Genomic DNA, 17,253 nt, shown 5'->3' with positions numbered 1-17,253 from the left:
AATTGATAAGTAAATTTATATCAATACAGGGAGGCGTCTCGTGCAGTTTCGTCAGATGCGCCACTTCATTGTCGTTGCCGAAGAGCTCCACATGCACCGGGCCGCCGAGCGTCTGAACATCGCCCAACCGGCGCTGAGCCAGCAGATAAAGGCGCTGGAAGAACGTTTAGGCGTCACGCTTTTCAGCCGGGCGAACCGCCGCTTAACCCTGACGCCCGCGGGCGAAGCGTTTCTGGTCAAAGCCCGGCTTGCCATCTCGTTGACCGAGCAGGCGGTGCTGGATGCAAGACAAACGGCACGGGGCGAGCAGGGGGAGTTAAACCTGGGGTGCGTGTCGAGTGCGATGTTTGACGGCAGGCTACCCGCCGCGCTGCGCCAGATGCACAGCCGCTGGCCAGCCATTACCATGTCTCTGATGACGGGAAATGTGCAGACGCTCTACGCCGCCGTGCAGAGCAACCAGCTGGACGTGGCCATCATCCGCGCGCCGCTGCCGTCGCTGCCGGACGATCTGCAAAGCCGGCCGTTCACCTCGGAGAAAACGGTGCTGGCGCTCTCTCGTCAGCATCCGCTCGCCGGATCGTCCGCGCTGACGCTTTCGTCGGTGAAAGACGAAAAATGGATCTCGCTGCGCGATCCGGAGGGAATGGGGCTGGAGCAGTACTTCTATGACGCCTGCAGCGGGGCGGGCTTTCAGCCGGACGTGGTGCAAAATGCGACCGACGTGCCCACGGTGATAAGCCTTGTTGCGGCCGGATTTGGGCTGGCGTTGCTGCCCGCGTCGGCAAAGGCAGTGAGCGTTGAGAATGTCGTCTACGTGGACATCCTCGACCGGCTGCGGGAGAGCGAACTCACCCTGGTTTGCCACCGGATTATTCGTTCAGAAGTGCTTAAAAAGTTTCTGGTCACGCTCGATCACACCTGACGTCCGGCGGCCCGCAGCAGCTGCCCGCGCAGCCAGGCGTTCGCCGGATCCTGGCTGTTTTTCGGGTGCCAGTACATGTTGATGGTAATGGGCTGGAGCGGCAGCGGAGGTGGGAAAATATCCAGCGTGCTGGCAAACTGCTTCAGCATCCGTTCCGGCAGGGTACATACCAGGTCGGTACCGGCAACCAGCGCAGGCGCCATAGCGTAGCTCTGGGTGGACATGGCAACGTGTCGCTGATAGCCCAGCCCGGCGAGGGTTTGGTCGACAAATCCGGTAAAGGGATCTCCCGCCGACGACACCACCAGATGGGAAAGCGCGCAGTAACTTTCCAAATCTAACGGACCTGTTCCACGCGGATGAGCTTTGCGCTGGGCGGTGGCAAACGCGTCTTCGAGAAGTTTGCGTCTCACCCAGCCGTCATGAGCGCCCGCGCTCACGCCGATGTAGAGATCCACATCACCGTTTTCCAGCTGCTGCGGCAGGTCTACCATCTCCGGCAGGGCGAAGCGCAGGCGGATGCCGGGGGCATCGGAACTCACCTGGTTAAGCAGCGCGGTGCCGAGCATTAGCGCTGGGTTTTCATGCAGCGCGATAACAAAGGTCCGGCTGCTGGTGTGCGCCTCAAACGTGGTGGGGGCGAACATCGCGCGGATGCCGCGTAGCACGCTTTCAACCTGTGGCCTCAACGCCTCCGCTCTCGGTGTGGGTAACACCCCACGTCCATGTGGGGAGGGAATAAACAGCGGTTCGCCAAAGAGCGTGCGCAGACGCGCCAGGCGGGCAGAGAGCGCGGGCTGGCTGATGCCCAGCCGCGTGGCCGCATGAGTGATGTTGCTGTCCTGAAGCAGGGCGTCCAGCGCCAGGAGCAGGTCGATGTCCATGTCAGATATACGCGACATCACTCTACTTCGCGCCGCTGGCGTCCCGGTTGGTATAGGTGACAGGGACCCAGGCATAGCCGCCTTTCTCACCTTTCGTCACATAGCCGATGCCCGGGAAAGGCAGATGGGGCGCGGCAATAAGGTCTTTATTTTTCACAAAGTCAGCGAACGCATGCTCGCGTACGCTTGCCGCTTTGTTCTCATCTTCATCGTAGGTGATGGTCACCGCAGGCTGCGGGAACTGGACCGCCGCTGCGTGAATGATGTCGCCGACAAAGGTGATCTTCTCGCCTTTACTTGTCAGCGTGTAGAAGGCCGATCCCGGCGTGTGTCCGGGATGAACCGTGCCGGTCAGCCCCGGAAGAATCTCCGATGTGCCGCTAAACGGCACCACTTTACCCGCGTCAAGATAGGGTTTTAAGGTCTTCTGTGCGACATCGAAGTAGTTCTTGCCGTAGCCGGTTTTCTTCTGATTGTCGTCGTTAAAGAAAAAGTCGATGTCCGGTTTGCCAACGAAAACGCGCGCGTTGCTGAACACCACCTTGCCGTCTTTCACCAGGCCGCCCGCGTGGTCGGAATGGGCGTGGGTCAGCAGAACTTCAGTGATGTGCTCGGGTTTGATTCCCTGGGTGGCGAGGCTCTCAATCAGACGTCCGCCGTTGCCGGGGCCAAAGAGCTGCCCGGAACCGGTATCCACCAGGATTTTGTGTCCGGGCATCGCAATCAGGAAGGCGTTGATGGACACTTCCGCCGGGTTGGTCTGAAAGTTTTTCGCGAGCAGTGCATCAATGTTTTGCGGCGTTGTCCGGCGCAGCAGCTTGTGCAGATCCTGCGCAACGGTCCCGTCCGTAAACGACGTTACCAGAACGTCACCGACCTGCACGCTGTAACCGCCCGCCGGTTGTTTAACGACGTGCTGCGGCGTTTCTGCCGAGGCCTGCAGCGCAGGGTAGAACAGCAATGAACTGGAAATCAGCGTGGAAATAGCAAGTTTTTTCACGGTAAGCATACGAGTCTCCTTTGAAAGTGCTCATCTTACTGCTCCGTAAAATTATAAGAACCTGCTCAGAAATGATAGGACCTATAAACGAGATAAATAGCACAGCGCAACAGCCGGGTGGTGGTGAAGCCTTTCCCGGCCCGTAAAGCGTTATTTTTTCAGCGGTGCGTTCCAGCTATCCAGCGTGGCCCTGGACCAGGCACCATAAGCGGCATTTGGGAGCATAATCCAGTCGTTGCCGAAGTGTTCCGCGCTGGCCTCAACCAGTTCACGCTGCTGTTCGCTCGGCTTTTTGTTTTTAAACTGCACGGCGAAATCCGGCAGGCTGTCGCCGAACAGCATCACGATCTGCTGCTTTTTGAGGATGCTCTGACGGCGCTCTTCCTTGCTGACCGTATCCAGCAGCACGCTTTCGTCAGACACCTGCGGCAGGCCGAGAGCGTTTAACGTCTTCAGCGTGTCGGCTTTGTTTTCCTGCATACGGTCCGAGACATAGTAGATACGGACCTTGCTTTGATTCACATGATCAAGAAACGCCTTAGCTCCCGGAATTAAGCCGGGTTTTCCCTGTTTTTCCCAGTCGCTCCAGGTATCCCATTTCGTATAGTCGTGACACTGCGCCATGTCGCGCACCAGCAGAGGGGTGTTATCCAGCACCGTTTCATCCAGGTCCATCACCACGGCGTAATTTTCAGGTGTTTTCAGATCTTTTAATTTTTCGTTGAAACGCTCGGTGGCAAACCGATACGTCTGCAGCTGAAGGGCCAGAATCTCTGCCGATTTCTGCTGATAGCGCAGCGCCATTTCGTACGCTTTGGGTTCACACAGCTCGCGCTCAGCGGCCGTCGCCGCTGCACTCAAAACGGGTAATGCCAGCAGTAATGCCTTAGCCATTGAATTCACACTTCTTTCCTCAACACCGTGGTTAAAATCCCGAAAGCGTAATGAAGTTCAATGACAGAAATATGAAGGCAGCGTCGCTACACCAGCATGTAATACCAGAACAAGGCGACCTCGTCTTTTTCCGGTAAGGCGTTGTAGAGATACCGATCGTACCCGCCCAGGGTGAACCCGTAGTTACGGTAAAACAGACAGGCGGAGACGTTCACATTTTGTGTTTCAAGCCGTAATCCCGGCGCGTTTACGCTGCGGGCCCACACGTGCGCGGCAGCCATTAATTTTTGCGCAGCGCCGGTTCTGCGTCTGGTGCGATCAACGGCAATATAATCCACTGAAATAAATTTATTCCAGCCGATTGACGCGGTAATAAATCCGGCTAATTCACCGTCATCGGTTTCCGCAACAAGAAATATGGCGTCCGGATTAACGCAATGGTTTTCAAGCGTTTGGATGTCGAGTTCGTAGGTTTTTATCCAGGGTTCGGCGACGGCTTCAATATGCAAATCACAATGGATAAAGGGCTCTCGCGCAATGTGGCTAATGGTGAAAGAAAAGTCACAACATTCAAGACGGACGAGGTCCGTATTTAATCCTTTTCGAATCTGCATAGTATTCCCGGTAGTGAGTTATTTAATACAGAATAGACGACGCGGTTAAATCCGCTGAGCTCACGCACTTGAGATCCTGAACTAAGCTTGTACTTCGTTCCGCGTAAAATGTGGGTCATTCGAGGACAATGAATGGAATTCAGGACATTTCAAAAGCAGTGGGGTGCTGAGTTTATTTCCGATGACGTGGTACGCTTTCGCGTCTGGGCAGAAGGACAGAAAGAACTTACGCTACGTCTGGCCGCCACCGACGTGCCGATGACGCCAACCGGCAACGGCTGGTTTCAGGCGGACGTCCCCGGCGTCAGGCACGGTGCAGAATATCAGTTTGTCCTGCAGGACGGCATGTCGGTACCCGACCCGGCATCGCGCGCGCAAAAGGGCGACGTTAACGGGCCATCGGTTGTTATCGATTCCCGACGCTTTCAGCCGGTTAACCGGGACTGGGCAGGGCGGCCGTGGGAAGAGACGGTCATTTACGAGCTGCACGTCGGCACCTTTACCCCGGAGGGCACCTTCCGGGCGGCCATCGACAAGCTGCCCTATCTGGCGGAGCTCGGTATCACCCAGCTTGAAGTGATGCCCGTTTCCCAGTTTGGCGGAACCCGCGGGTGGGGCTACGACGGCGTGCTGCTGTATGCCCCGCACGCTGCCTATGGTACGCCGGAGGATTTTCACGCGTTTATCGACGCCGCGCACGGGCTGGGGCTTTCCGTGGTGCTGGATATCGTGCTCAACCACTTCGGCCCGGAGGGGAACTATCTCCCTCTGCTGTCGCCCGCGTTTTTTGATGCGGATCGAATGACGCCGTGGGGCAACGGCATCGCTTACGAGCGCGAGCCGGTGAGGCAGTACATCACCGACGCACCGCTCTACTGGCTGACGGAGTACCGTCTGGACGGCCTGCGCTTTGATGCCATCGACCAGATTAAAGACAGCTCCGGGACGCACATTCTGGAGGAGATTGCCGCGAAGATCCGCGAGGCGATCCCGCACCGTCACGTTCACCTGACCACGGAAGACAGCCGCAACGTGATTTTCCTGCATCCGCGCGATGAACAGGGCAACACGCCGCTGTTCACCGCCGAGTGGAATGATGACTTCCACAATGCTGCCCACGTGTTTGCCACCGGCGAAACGCACGCCTACTACCAGGATTTTGCGTATGAGCCGGAGAAAAAGTTCGCCCGTGCGCTGGCGGAAGGGTTTGTCTACCAGGGCGAGATTTCGCTGCAAACCGGGGAATCTCGCGGGGTGGAGTGCCGTACCCAGCCGCCGCAGTTCTTCGTCGATTTCATTCAAAACCACGATCAGACCGGCAATCGCGCCCAGGGCGAACGGCTCATCACCCTCGCGGGGGCTGATAAAACGCGGGTGCTGCTTGCCGCGCTGCTGCTCTCTCCCCATATCCCGCTGCTGTTTATGGGCGAGGAGTTCGGTGAAACGCATCCGTTCCTGTTCTTCACCGATTTTCACGGCGACCTGGCAAAAGCAGTGCGGGAAGGGCGCGCGAAAGAGTTTACCGGCCACGCCGGGCACGATGAAGCCGTCCCGGACCCGAACGACGTTAACACCTTCGTTCGCTCAAAGCTCGACTGGCATAAGATTGCTACCGACGAAGGGAAAACGTGGCTGCGCTTCACCCGCCACCTGCTGACGTTGCGCCATCGCTATATCGTTCCGCTTCTGCATCAGGGCGGCATCGTTGAAGGCAAGGCGATCGAGACCGCGCCCGGCATGGTGGCGGTGAGCTGGCGCTTCCCGTCCGGGACGCTCTCTCTGGCGCTCAATATCGGCCCTAAGCCTGTCGACTTGCCCGCGCTTGCAGGGGAGACGCGCTTCGCCTGGCCGGAGGTAAACGACGTTTTGCCGCCGAACAGTATTGTCGTTCGCTTTGCTGATGGAGACGCATCGTTATGATCCCTTTCGCCACGTACCGTATTCAGTTCCGCAACGGCATGACGTTTGACCGCGCTGTCGAGCTGGTGCCGTATCTGAAAGACCTCGGCATCAGCCACCTCTACGCCTCGCCCGTGTTTACCGCCACAACGGGTTCCACCCACGGTTATGACGTGACCAACCCGAATGAAATTGACCCCGCGATTGGCGGTCGGGAAGGGTTTGACCGCATGGCCGCGGCGCTCAGGCAGGCCGGCATGGGGCTGATTCTGGATATTGTCCCGAACCATATGTCCACCTCGCTGGAAAACGCCTGGTGGCGGGACGTGATTGAATATGGCCAGCAGAGCCGCTATTTCCGCTATTTCGATATCGACGCGTCGCGCCCGCTTACGCTGCCATTTCTCGGCGACACCTTTGATGCGGAGCTGGAGAAGGGTGCCATTACGTTAAAACGTGACCCTGTCACGAATAAAGCCTCTCTGGTCTATTACGACACGGCGTACCCGCTTAATCCGGGCACGTACAGCGAGGATAAAAGCATCGCCGAACTGCATGAGGCGCAGAGCTGGCGGCTGATGTCCTGGCGGGAAGCGCCGAAGCAGCTCTCATGGCGGCGCTTCTTCGAGATCACCGGTCTTGTAGGCGTACGGGTTGAAGACGAGGCGGTCTTCGACGATACGCACCGTCTCATTCTTGAGCTGGTTCACGCGGGCGTGGTTGACGGCCTGCGCATTGACCATATTGACGGCCTGGCCGATCCGCTGGGTTATTTGCAGAAGCTGCGGCAGGCAGCTGGACCTGACTGTTACATCACGGTCGAAAAAATTCTCGCGAAGGGAGAGCAGCTCCCTACCGACTGGCCGGTTTCCGGCACCACCGGCTACGAGTTTATCGCCTCGCTGGCAGAGGTGCTGGTCGACGACGATAACCTCTCGCGCCTGGAGACAATCCACGACGAGACGCTGGGCGTCACGGTCGATCGCCACGCCGAACTGCGCGATGCCAAGGGTCTGATGACCGATCGTAATTTTGAGGGCGAGTTCACCACGCTGCTAAATCTTGCGGACGATCTGGCCCGCCGCAATGACGTTGCGCTACCGCGCGAGGAGATCCGCCACGCGCTGCGCGAGTTGCTTATCGCTTTTCCGGTGTACCGCACCTACGGCACTCGCGAGGGATTAACCCCGCCTGACGTGGCGCTGCTTAGCCGCGTGGTCGCTGGCGTAAATACCTCCGAAGCGGCCCTGAGCCTGATTGTGCGCATTCTTACCGGCGATCTGCCGGAAGATTGCCGCGACTGCGCCGCGCTTTTCAGAACTCGCTTCCAGCAGCTGACCGGGCCGCTGATGGCGAAGTCGGTGGAAGATACGCTGTTTTTCCGTCTGAACCTTGAGCTTGCGCTCAATGAAGTGGGCGCTGACCCGACGCCGCGCGCGTTCTCGTTATCCCGCTTTCACCAGGAGATGCGCATTTGTCTCGCCCGTCAGCCCGACGCGCTGCTGGGCACCTCCACGCACGATACCAAGCGCGGAGAAGACGCCCGGGCGCGGCTCTACACCCTGACGGAGGCGCCGGAACGCTGGGGAGAAAATCTCGCCCGCTGGCGGCAGATGAACCAGACCCAGGTGCGTTTTCTCAACGACGGCACCGCGCCGAACGCCGCCGATACCTGGATGATCTATCAGGCGCTGGCGGGCGTCTGGCCCGCCACGCTGTCGCCTGACGATGCCGAAGGGCTTGCATCGCTGGAGACGCGTTTCCTCGGCTTCCTTGAGAAAGCGCTTCGCGAGGCAAAGCAGCGTACCGACTGGATCGACAGCAACGAGAGCTATGAGAGCGTGCTGCTGAGCTATGCGCGGCATCTGCTTTCACCGGATAACGCCCCGTTCCTGCACGATTTCAGCGAGGCGATGCAGCCCTTTATCCGCGCCGGGCTGATGAACAGCCTCAGCCAGACGGTCATCAAGCTGACGGCGCCCGGCGTGCCGGATATCTATCAGGGCAGCGAGGCGCTCAACTTTAGCCTCGTCGACCCGGATAACCGGCGGGAGCCGGACTTCAACGCGCTGGTGCAAAACCTCAGTGCGGCGGATGCTTCAGTGTTTGAACACCCGGCGTGCTGGCGGGACGGCAGGGTAAAGCAGTTTGTCACCGCCACGCTGCTGCGGCTTCGACCGCATTACGACGCGCTTTTCCGCTACGGCGACTGGCTGCCGCTCAAAGTTTCCGGCGAGCGCGAGGAGAACCTGATTGTCTATGCTCGCGTTAAAGACGAGGAGGCGCTGATCGTTGCCGTGCCGCGTCTGGTTTTTGGCATCACCGATAATCATCAGCTGTGGGTCAATACCACGGTAGCGATACCCGACGAACTGGCCGGGAAGCGCTATCGGGATCTCTTCAGCGGTGAAAGCCGCATTCTGCAAGAGACGCTGGGTTTAACGTCAGAAAAGGGATGTGTACTGGTTCTGCTTACCTGCGAATAATCGTGGAGAACGAAAATGGCAAAGGAAACTACGTTTGAAATTCGGGCCGGTCATGGCCAGCAGTTGGGGGCGAATTATGACGGGAAGGGCGTTAACTTCGCGCTGTTCTCCGCGCACGCGGAGCGGGTGGAGCTCTGTCTGTTTGACCCGTCCGGGAAAACAGAAATCGCCCGGCTGGAGCTGCCGGAGTATACCCATGAGGTCTGGCACGGCTATGTGCCTGACCTGAAACCCGGTGCGCTGTATGGCTATCGCGTCTACGGCCCCTACGATCCGGAAAACGGTCACCGCTTTAACCCGCATAAGCTGCTTATTGACCCGTATGCCCGTGAACTGGTGGGCGATATCGACTGGAACGACGCCCATTTCGGCTATGAGTTGGGGCATGACGAACTTGATCTTAGCTTCGATACGCGGGACAGCGCGCCGTTCACGCCGAAATGCAAGGTTATCGACCCGAACGCTTTCGACTGGCAGGACAACAACCGGCCAAACGTGCCCTGGCCACATACCGTCGTCTATGAAAGCCACGTGAAGGGCTTTACCCAGATGAACCCGGCCATCCCGCCCGAGCTGCGCGGGACGTTCGAGGGGATGGGACACAAAGCCTCGGTCGACTACATCAAAAGCCTCGGTATTACCTCAGTGGAGCTGCTGCCCGTTCACTGGTTCCCGGACGACCAGCATCTGCTCGACCGTGGCCTGAAGAACTTCTGGGGCTATAACACGCTCGGCTTTTTTGCTCCGGCGTCGCGCTACTATGGCCCGGCGGGGATCCAGGGCTTTCGCGACATGGTGCGCGCCTATCATGACGCGGGCATTGAGGTGATTCTGGACGTGGTCTACAACCACACGGCGGAAGGTAACGAGCTGGGGCCAACGCTTTCATTCAAGGGCATTGATAACTACAGCTACTACCGCACGCTGCCGGACCAGCACCGGTATTACATTAACGATACTGGGACGGGGAACACTGTGAATACCTCGCACCCGCGCGTGCTGCAGATGGTGATGGATTCCTTGCGCTACTGGGCCGAATCCATGCACATTGACGGTTTTCGTTTCGACCTGGGGACGATTCTGGGCCGCGAACCTGAGGGGTTCGATCCGCGCGGGGGCTTTTTCGACGCCGTTACCCAGGATCCGGTGCTCTCTAAGCTCAAGCTGATTGGCGAGCCCTGGGATATTGGCCCCGGCGGCTATCAGGTCGGTGGCTTCCCGCCAGGCTGGGGAGAGTGGAACGACAAATACCGCGATACCGTGCGCGAGTACTGGAAGGGGGACAACGTCTCGTCGGACTTTGCCGCGCGTCTGCTGGGCTCCGGGGATCTGTACGACCTGCGCGGGCGACGCCCGTGGGCCAGCGTCAACTTTATCACCGCCCACGACGGCTTTACGCTGAATGACCTGGTGTCGTACAACGAGAAGCACAATGCCGACAACGGCGAGGACAATAACGACGGGCATAACGATAACCGGTCGTACAACTATGGCGAAGAAGGGCCGACGGAGAACCCGGACATTATCGCCACCCGCGAACGGCAGAAGCGTAATTTCCTGACCACGCTGCTTTTCTCCCACGGTACACCGATGCTGCTGGCGGGGGACGAGTTTGGCCGTACGCAGAAGGGCAACAACAACGGCTACTGCCAGGACAGCGAGATCTCATGGATCGACTGGAAGGGGCTGTCCGAAAACGACACGGCGCTGCGCGAGTTCACCCGCCGGCTCATTGCCCTGCGCGCGCAGCAGCCGTTGCTGCGTCGTGAGAGCTGGCGCGACGGGCTGGAGATCCGCTGGTTCAATGCCGGAGGCGGTCCGCAGCAGGCCGAGCAGTGGGATGAAGGCTCAACGCTCGGGGTCTCAATCAGCAGGCCGGATCTTCAGCAGGAGGACGGCATCTGGCACGACGTGCTGATGCTATTCAATCCGTTTGAAGGCACCGTGCCGTTCCAGATCCCGCAGTTTGGCGAAGGGGGATGGGTGCTGGAGCTGTCTACGGCGGATGACGCTGCCGCCGGGACAGCGTTCACCGAAACCGTAGAGTACGAACTGGCCGGACGCAGCATTACCCTGTTCAGACGTCCGTAATTCAGAGTGATGCCGCCGCGCGGGCGGCGGTGTCATACAGGGAGGAGATCGCGCGTAGCAGCTGCGCGGTTTCGCCGATGGATTTCCCGGAAATGCCGCTCTCCGCATGAATGGCGATCAGACACGCTTCGCGCACGTCCCGGTACTTCATGCACAACGCTTTCCCTTCCTCCGTGGTGGAGAAAAAGAGCTCTTTACCCGCTTTCTCGCTCGTCACGTAGCCCGCTTTAACCAGCTTTTTCAGGGCATAGGTCACTACATGCGTATCTTCCACGTTGAGAACAAAGCAGATATCGGCCAGCTTTTTCTTGCGGTCGCGGTGGTTCACGTGATGCAGCAGCGAGACGTCAAAAGCGCCCATATCCGGCTCTCCGGCTGCGGCCATGCAGCGCACCATCCACTTGTTAAACGCGTTGCCGGTCATGATCAGCGCGTACTCCAGCTCTGACAGTTCCGCGCAGCGCTCCGACACCAGATGGCGGGAGGAGACGATCCGGCCATCGTTGATATCGTTGCAATCTGGTGAAGCACTCTTTTTCGAGGTCATAACGTTCCTTAGCCAGAAATGTAAACTCGTCGATAAAATAAGAACATTTTATTGATAATTTGTTTACATGTTTTTGAGGTTCAGATATAGCTTTTTAGCGCAGGTTTTGTGAAGCCTGGCGAAAAACACAACATCGCTCGCCGCAAATTAAAAAAATAGCCGTCGGCGCGCAACGCTCACTTTCGATAGGGTAAACGTTATGGACGGTACTACGCTGTTGCCGCTGATCGGGATACCGATCGTGGTCATTGGTTTTGCACTGCGCTTCAACCCGCTGCTGGTCGTCGTGGTGGCGGGTCTGGCGACGGGCCTGCTGGTCGGGATGGATTTCGGGATGCTGCTGGAGACCTTTGGCGAGAAGTTCGTCAATAGCCGATCGCTGGCGACCTTCATCCTGATCCTGCCGGTAATTGGTCTGCTGGAATATTACGGGCTTAAAGAGCGCGCCCAGGCCTGGGTGGCGAAGATCGCCAGCGCCACCTCGGCGCGTATTCTGATGCTCTACTTCGTGGCGCGTGAAGGCACCGCCGCGCTGGGGCTGATGTCGCTGGGCGGCCATGCCCAGACGGTACGCCCGCTGCTGGCCCCGATGGCCGAAGGGGCAGCGCTGAACGAATACGGCGAACTGCCGCAGCACATTCGCGACAAAATCAAGGCCCATGCCGCGGCGTGCGACAACATTGCGGTCTTCTTTGGGGAAGATATCTTTATCGCCTTCGGTGCGGTGCTGCTGATTGACGCGTTTCTGAAGGAAAACGGGATCGAAGGGATCGAGCCGCTGCACATCGGCCTGTGGGCCATTCCCACCGCCATTGCGGCATTGATTATTCATATGACGCGCCTGCTGCGCCTGGATGCCAGCATCCGCCGCGACGTCATGGCCTGGCGTGCAGAGCAGGGTACGCAGGGGGCCGCGCAATGATGACGCTTATTACCATTAACCGCGTGTATTACCTGATCGGTTTTGTTGTGATGCTGCTGGTTGTCATGACCCTGCGCGACCGCGCTAATCCGAAGCGTTTTACCACCGCGCTGTTCTGGTTTTTATTCGGCGGGATCTTCCTGTTCGGTGACCTGATGGTTCAGGAGTTGGGCAAATCGCTGGCGTACCGGATCGTTGGCGGTTGCGTTATCGCTATCGCGCTGTTGGCGGGTTTTGGCCTGGTCGGGAAAGGCCACTATAAAATGGCCTCCGACGAGGAGCGCATTGCCTCGTCAAACCGCCTTAAAAACTGGCTGTTCCTGCCCGCACTGATGATCCCGGTGGTGACGGTAATCGGGACGCTGTTCCTGAAGGGGGTGTCGATTGGCGGTGTTTACCTTCTCGACCAGAAACAGCTCACTCTGGCGGCGCTGTGCGTGGCCTGCGTCGCGGCGATCCTCACCGGCTGGTGGCTGACCAAAGGCACGCCGCTGCACGCCATTCGCCAGTCCCGTCGTCTTGTCGATACCATCGGCTGGGCGGTGATCCTGCCGCAGATGCTGGCCATGCTCGGCGGCGTGTTCGTGGCGGCCAATACCGGTGATTCGGTGCAGAAGGTGGTGAGCCTGTTCGTGAACCCGGACAGCCGCTTCATGCTGGTGGTCATTTACTGCGTGGGGATGGCGCTGTTTACCATGATCATGGGTAACGCCTTTGCGGCCTTCCCGGTTCTGAGCGCGGGGATCGCCTTGCCGTTCCTGATTAACGTGCATCACGGCAACCCGGCGCCGCTGCTGGCGATCGGCATGTACGCGGGCTACTGCGGCACGCTGATGACGCCAATGGCCGCGAACTTCAATATCGTTCCCGCCGCGCTGCTGGAGCTGAAAGACAAATATCAGGTGATCAAGATCCAGATCCCGACCGCGTTAACCCTGCTGGTGGTGAACGTGTTCCTCATGTATTTCCTCGTGTTTCGCTAAGGAGCTGTTATGGAATTGACGCAACATCAGGCTGACGCGTTTGCCCGCATGCCTTTAACCTATTTGCGCCAGGAATACCCGAACCACATCATGCATCTGCTGAATGATGACGATGACGTTCTGCCGCCTCGCGAGCTGCACCCGATTTTCTACGGCTGTTTCGACTGGCACTCGGCGGTGCACGGCTACTGGCTGCTGCTGCGCTGCGTGCGCCTCTATCCTGATCTACCGTGTCGGAATGACATCGTCGCGCTTTTCGACGAGCATCTGACCGACGAGAACGTGGCGAAGGAGCTGGCCTATTTCACCGCGCCGTTTCGCGCCTCGTTTGAGCGGCCGTATGGCTACGGATGGCTGCTGGCGCTGGCCCAGGAGCTGAAACAATCGTCGCTGCCGCAGGCCACAGTCTGGTACCAGACGCTGGAGCCGCTCACCCAGGACATTCGCAACCGGCTGGTGGATTACCTCTGCAAGCTAACCTATCCGATCCGCGTCGGAACGCACTACAACACGGCGTTTGCCCTCGCGTTGGGGCTCGATTACGGTCGCGCAGTCGGAGACAAGGCGCTTGAACAGGCGATTGTGGCAGCGGCGGAGCGGTTTTATCTCGCCGACACGCGCTATCCGGCTCATTATGAGCCCGGCGGAGACGAGTATATTTCCGGCGCGCTGACGGAGGCGCTGCTGATGAGCAAGGTGGCTGAAGACTTCCCGGCCTGGTTTGACGCGTTTCTGCCGAGTATCGGCTCCATTGCGGCGCTGATGAACCCGGCGGAAGTGAGCGACCGTACCGACCCGAAAATTGCCCATCTGGATGGGTTAAACCTCAGCCGCGCCTGGTGTATGAAGCATATTGCGAAAGCGCTTCCAGCCAGCCACCCGGCGCAACCGGCATTGCGCGAGGCGGTGACGAAACATCTGGCCGCAAGCGTCGGGCATGTGGTCGGCAGCCACTATAGCGGCGGGCACTGGCTGGCGAGTTTTGCGCTGCTGGCGCTGGAGTAAACAAACGCGCCGTCTTTCTTGCCGGGTGGCGCTGCGCTTACCCGGCCTACATTGTGCAACGCTTGCCTGTAGGCCTTGCCGGGCGCAGCCAACATTTCTTTGGTTTTTAATGCGATTAATACCTTAGTCGGATATTTTCCCGTCATTTCTCTGGAAACAGATATCTTTTTTACCATCTCAAAAGTGTACGATACGCGGCCACATACCCAATACCCACAGTGGATGGATGGTTAATATGGCTGTTATACCTTTGTTGCCTAAAGAAGGAATCGCACTTGTGTTGGCAAACATGAGGATTGCAAGAGCGCATGGTATGAGTAGAAACATGGCTATCCCTACGACCTATCTTTGGTTTTATCAAAAAGTAAGAAATAAGGGGCCGTGGGATTACAAGCAAGGACACCCGGAGTTAGCAAATTTTGGGAACTTCAATTATGGTTCGGCTGGCTATGCTGCCGGGATACCATCAGAAACGCTATTGATGGGTGCTGGATGGGCGCAGGAAAGAGCTAAAACCTCCAAAAAGAAATGGGGACACTGGTATCAAAAACCGCCTTATGGGGATGATCCTCACGATCAGTTTTGGATAAGGCAAGGTATAGAATATGCAAAGAAATACGGTTATTAAACGGCTTCATTGCTTACTCACAACGATTCTATTGCTCGTTGTTTGTGGGTTTCTGACATATCAATACTATTTTAACGCACCTTCTCACGATAGTTTTGTCAGCAAACAGAAACTCTCTGATTCCGTCACACTGTACATAACTAAGTATGATGATGGAGGCGCTACGGTGTCGGATGTTTACCGCTTCTATTTAGATAAAGACAACAGCGGGAACATTATGAAAGCCCTTGAAGATCGATCACCATTCCTTGAAGCCAATACAAGCAATGTTACTGCTTCAGCTTATGGGAACACGGTAAATGTAAAAATCACCGGCAAGGTTTATTCATTCACTAATTCTGATCTGTTCTATGCAGATGGTGTAGCGATCATGCCTGTAATTAACCTCATAGCCAATGGAATAAGAGATTAAGTAACATAAGGAGTTATAGAAATGGCTGTACCAGTACACCTCTTTTTGAAAGACGATGGCGGAGCAATGATCCGTGGCGGTTCTGATGTTGCAGACCGTGAAGGAAGTATAGAGCTCAGAGATCTGATTCATAACCTGAGCATTCCAACAGATGATGCAACGGGTAAACTCACAGGTACAAGGCAACACTCTGCTTTCAGTCTCACAAAAGCAATTGATTCATCTTCACCCTATCTATACAAAGCTGTGGCTACAGGTCAAACGCTTCATAGTGCTGAATTAAAGTTCTACCACATCAATGATGCTGGTCAGGAAGTGGAATACTTCAATATCCTTATGGAAGGGGTGAAGGTCATTTCAATAACTCCAATAATGCATGATACAAGAGATTGTCCCGGTACTGGTCACATGGAAAATGTATCTTTGCGATATGCAAAAATCACATGGAAAATTCTGGACGGAAATATTCAGTACACTGATGCGTGGAACGAACGCCCTGCAGCGTAGGCGTAAAAACGAGCAGCGCCGAGAGGCGCTGCAACAATTTACGCGGATGCCCGAACCGCAGGGCGCAGCCTGCTCAGGCTGAATACCACCGAACCCGTCGAGGCGATGACGGCTAGCCACAGTGCAACCTGGATAGCATGTTGATGGTCCCATCCTGCCGCTGCTCCCAGCAGAACCCCCACCACGGCGGCGCCGAGACACTGGCCGAATGTCCTCACAATCGACAACACGCCGGAAGCATAGCTGGCATATTCCCGCGCGACGTTAGCGAGCATTTCCCGGTTATTGGGGCTCTGGAAGCAGCCAAATCCAATACCGCATACCAGACTGCGCAGACAGATATTCCACACGGAAGGATTCTCCGGCAACGTGGCCAGCAGGACCAACCCACCGACAAAGACGATCAGCCCGAGGGTCGAGATCAGCGGCGCGGAGATCGTATCCGCCCAGCGACCCGCGTGCGGCGCGATCAGCACGATGCCAATCGGCCACGGGGTAAACAGCAGCGCCGACACCACCGGGCTGTAGCCATACACGCCCTGAAACAGGAACGGCAGCGCGACAAACGTGATCCCCTGGCTCACAAACGAGGCCAGCGAGGTCAGCGCGGCAAGGGTGAAGCGCCCGTTTTTGAACATCACCGGTGGCAGTAACGGATGTTGCGCGCGCCGGATACGCCAGGTAAAGGCGAAGGCGCTGACCAGCGCGAGAACGCCCCAGCAGACGGCCTGCCGGTTAATGTGCTCCGTCACGTGCTGAAGGCTGTCGGCCATCATGATCGCCGAACCTAACAGGACGGCGGAGAGCACGGCGCCCGGCGCATCAAAGGGGGAGCGGTCAACGTCCGACTGACGCGGCAACGCCCGCCATGCCAGCAACAGGGCAATACTGCCCGGAACAAGGTTAATGGCGAACAGCCACTGCCAGCTCAGCGCGTCCAGTATCGTCCCGCCCAGCACAGGGGCAATTGCCGTGCTGGCGGCGATAAGCAGGGCGTGCAGCCCCAGAATGCGGCCAAGCAGTCGACCCGGAAAAACGGAACGCAGGATCGCCGGGGCGATACTCAGGGTAGCCGCGCCGCCGATGCCCTGCAGAATACGCATCCCGATCAGCATGTCGGGCGTTTTCGCCAGCGCGCAGCCGAGCGAGGTGAGCGTAAAGGTGGCAAGCCCGGAAAGAAAAACCGGTCGAAAGCCCACGCGCGCCGCCAGCGCCGCGAAGATGGCCAGCGTCATTGCCGCCGATAGGAGATAACCGTTGGCAAACCACACCGCAACGTTCGCGGGGACCTGCATCGCCCTTGCCATGGAGGGCAGCGCGATGTTGATCATGGTGCCGTCAAAGACGCCCATCAGCGTGGTGGTCATGACGGCGGCCATCACCCGGGCGCGTTCATGACCGGGTAAGCCTTCATCGCCGGGCTGGTTTGAAAAGAGCGTCATCGTCGTTACTCCGC

General features: G+C 57.8%; 16 protein-coding genes. 10 read left to right on the top strand and 6 right to left on the bottom strand.

Annotated elements, in window-relative coordinates; genetic code table 11:
• The first annotated feature begins 40 nt into the window (after positions 1-40).
• Positions 41-925, top strand: coding sequence for a LysR substrate-binding domain-containing protein (locus tag IM314_RS01935; RefSeq protein WP_041909939.1), 885 nt, complete (start codon positions 41-43; stop codon positions 923-925).
• Here IM314_RS01935 and IM314_RS01930 read toward each other — a convergent pair.
• The 4 genes from IM314_RS01930 to IM314_RS01915 form a co-directional block, all read right to left on the bottom strand.
• The gene (locus IM314_RS01930) at positions 916-1,827 is read right to left on the bottom strand and encodes a LysR family transcriptional regulator (protein WP_193358227.1); all 912 of its coding nucleotides are present in this window, start codon (positions 1,825-1,827) and stop codon (positions 916-918) included. The genes IM314_RS01935 and IM314_RS01930 overlap by 10 nt on opposite strands.
• Before the next feature lie 4 nt (positions 1,828-1,831).
• Positions 1,832-2,818 (bottom strand): MBL fold metallo-hydrolase, encoded by a 987-nt coding sequence (locus IM314_RS01925; protein ID WP_193358228.1) that lies wholly within the window; start codon positions 2,816-2,818, stop codon positions 1,832-1,834.
• A gap of 141 nt (positions 2,819-2,959) precedes the next feature.
• Positions 2,960-3,703 carry a 5'-nucleotidase, lipoprotein e(P4) family gene (locus IM314_RS01920; protein WP_227008531.1) on the bottom strand — a complete coding sequence of 248 codons (744 nt, stop codon included), beginning with the start codon at positions 3,701-3,703 and terminating at the stop codon, positions 2,960-2,962.
• Positions 3,704-3,789: 86 nt separating this feature from the next.
• Positions 3,790-4,317 carry an N-acetyltransferase gene (locus tag IM314_RS01915; RefSeq protein WP_041909946.1) on the bottom strand — a complete coding sequence of 176 codons (528 nt, stop codon included), beginning with the start codon at positions 4,315-4,317 and terminating at the stop codon, positions 3,790-3,792.
• 132 nt (positions 4,318-4,449) lie between these two features.
• Between IM314_RS01915 and treZ the strand changes: the two genes are divergently transcribed.
• Genes treZ through glgX form a run of 3 tightly spaced genes read left to right on the top strand, consistent with a single transcriptional unit; the run spans position 4,450 to position 10,793 of the window.
• Positions 4,450-6,237, top strand: a complete 1,788-nt coding sequence (treZ, locus tag IM314_RS01910) for a malto-oligosyltrehalose trehalohydrolase (RefSeq protein ID WP_193358229.1) — start codon at positions 4,450-4,452, stop codon at positions 6,235-6,237.
• The gene (treY, locus tag IM314_RS01905) at positions 6,234-8,702 is read left to right on the top strand and encodes a malto-oligosyltrehalose synthase (protein WP_193358230.1); all 2,469 of its coding nucleotides are present in this window, start codon (positions 6,234-6,236) and stop codon (positions 8,700-8,702) included. Before treZ ends, treY begins: the two co-directional genes overlap by 4 nt.
• A gap of 15 nt (positions 8,703-8,717) precedes the next feature.
• On the top strand, positions 8,718-10,793 hold the full coding sequence (glgX, locus tag IM314_RS01900; RefSeq protein ID WP_193358231.1) for a glycogen debranching protein GlgX: 2,076 nt from the start codon (positions 8,718-8,720) through the stop codon (positions 10,791-10,793).
• Between the two features lies 1 nt (position 10,794).
• Here the strand turns inward: glgX and IM314_RS01895 are convergent, their stop codons facing one another.
• Complete coding sequence (locus IM314_RS01895) at positions 10,795-11,340, bottom strand: winged helix DNA-binding protein (protein ID WP_041909953.1); 546 nt, start codon at positions 11,338-11,340, stop codon at positions 10,795-10,797.
• A gap of 199 nt (positions 11,341-11,539) precedes the next feature.
• Here IM314_RS01895 and IM314_RS01890 point away from each other — a divergent pair, with 199 nt between their 5' ends.
• From IM314_RS01890 to IM314_RS01865, 6 genes are all read left to right on the top strand, one after another.
• Positions 11,540-12,262, top strand: a complete 723-nt coding sequence (locus IM314_RS01890) for a DUF969 domain-containing protein (RefSeq protein ID WP_028013182.1) — start codon at positions 11,540-11,542, stop codon at positions 12,260-12,262.
• The gene (locus IM314_RS01885) at positions 12,259-13,245 is read left to right on the top strand and encodes a DUF979 domain-containing protein (RefSeq protein WP_041909955.1); all 987 of its coding nucleotides are present in this window, start codon (positions 12,259-12,261) and stop codon (positions 13,243-13,245) included. Before IM314_RS01890 ends, IM314_RS01885 begins: the two co-directional genes overlap by 4 nt.
• Before the next feature lie 9 nt (positions 13,246-13,254).
• Positions 13,255-14,250, top strand: coding sequence for a DUF2891 domain-containing protein (locus IM314_RS01880; RefSeq protein WP_193358232.1), 996 nt, complete (start codon positions 13,255-13,257; stop codon positions 14,248-14,250).
• A gap of 235 nt (positions 14,251-14,485) precedes the next feature.
• Positions 14,486-14,878, top strand: a complete 393-nt coding sequence (locus IM314_RS01875) for a polymorphic toxin type 44 domain-containing protein (protein ID WP_032623152.1) — start codon at positions 14,486-14,488, stop codon at positions 14,876-14,878.
• Positions 14,856-15,290 carry a hypothetical protein gene (locus IM314_RS01870; RefSeq protein WP_048958227.1) on the top strand — a complete coding sequence of 145 codons (435 nt, stop codon included), beginning with the start codon at positions 14,856-14,858 and terminating at the stop codon, positions 15,288-15,290. The genes IM314_RS01875 and IM314_RS01870 overlap by 23 nt, the downstream gene beginning before the upstream one ends.
• 21 nt (positions 15,291-15,311) lie before the next feature.
• Positions 15,312-15,797, top strand: a complete 486-nt coding sequence (locus IM314_RS01865; protein ID WP_045354100.1) for a type VI secretion system tube protein TssD — start codon at positions 15,312-15,314, stop codon at positions 15,795-15,797.
• Positions 15,798-15,835: 38 nt separating this feature from the next.
• Here the strand turns inward: IM314_RS01865 and IM314_RS01860 are convergent, their stop codons facing one another.
• The gene (locus tag IM314_RS01860; protein ID WP_193358233.1) at positions 15,836-17,239 is read right to left on the bottom strand and encodes an MFS transporter; all 1,404 of its coding nucleotides are present in this window, start codon (positions 17,237-17,239) and stop codon (positions 15,836-15,838) included.
• Positions 17,240-17,253 lie beyond the last annotated feature (14 nt).

It is taken from the genome of Enterobacter cloacae complex sp. P42RS, assembly GCF_014930595.1.
GTDB classification, from domain to species: domain Bacteria; phylum Pseudomonadota; class Gammaproteobacteria; order Enterobacterales; family Enterobacteriaceae; genus Enterobacter; species Enterobacter bugandensis.
The sequence above is the reverse complement of the archived record's forward strand: the minus strand, read 5'-3'. Positions and strand labels throughout refer to the sequence as shown.

Bases quoted from the DNA above. Each gene is read 5' to 3' on its own strand.
- IM314_RS01930 (WP_193358227.1), bottom strand. From the start codon at position 1,827: ATGTCGCGTATATCTGACATGGACATCGACCTGCTCCTGGCGCTGGAC.
- IM314_RS01925 (WP_193358228.1), bottom strand. From the start codon at position 2,818: ATGCTTACCGTGAAAAAACTTGCTATTTCCACGCTGATTTCCAGTTCA.
- IM314_RS01920 (WP_227008531.1), bottom strand. From the start codon at position 3,703: ATGGCTAAGGCATTACTGCTGGCATTACCCGTTTTGAGTGCAGCGGCG.
- IM314_RS01915 (WP_041909946.1), bottom strand. From the start codon at position 4,317: ATGCAGATTCGAAAAGGATTAAATACGGACCTCGTCCGTCTTGAATGT.
- treZ (WP_193358229.1), top strand. From the start codon at position 4,450: ATGGAATTCAGGACATTTCAAAAGCAGTGGGGTGCTGAGTTTATTTCC.
- treY (WP_193358230.1), top strand. From the start codon at position 6,234: ATGATCCCTTTCGCCACGTACCGTATTCAGTTCCGCAACGGCATGACG.
- glgX (WP_193358231.1), top strand. From the start codon at position 8,718: ATGGCAAAGGAAACTACGTTTGAAATTCGGGCCGGTCATGGCCAGCAG.
- IM314_RS01895 (WP_041909953.1), bottom strand. From the start codon at position 11,340: ATGACCTCGAAAAAGAGTGCTTCACCAGATTGCAACGATATCAACGAT.
- IM314_RS01890 (WP_028013182.1), top strand. From the start codon at position 11,540: ATGGACGGTACTACGCTGTTGCCGCTGATCGGGATACCGATCGTGGTC.
- IM314_RS01885 (WP_041909955.1), top strand. From the start codon at position 12,259: ATGATGACGCTTATTACCATTAACCGCGTGTATTACCTGATCGGTTTT.
- IM314_RS01880 (WP_193358232.1), top strand. From the start codon at position 13,255: ATGGAATTGACGCAACATCAGGCTGACGCGTTTGCCCGCATGCCTTTA.
- IM314_RS01875 (WP_032623152.1), top strand. From the start codon at position 14,486: ATGGCTGTTATACCTTTGTTGCCTAAAGAAGGAATCGCACTTGTGTTG.
- IM314_RS01870 (WP_048958227.1), top strand. From the start codon at position 14,856: ATGCAAAGAAATACGGTTATTAAACGGCTTCATTGCTTACTCACAACG.
- IM314_RS01865 (WP_045354100.1), top strand. From the start codon at position 15,312: ATGGCTGTACCAGTACACCTCTTTTTGAAAGACGATGGCGGAGCAATG.
- IM314_RS01860 (WP_193358233.1), bottom strand. From the start codon at position 17,239: ATGACGCTCTTTTCAAACCAGCCCGGCGATGAAGGCTTACCCGGTCAT.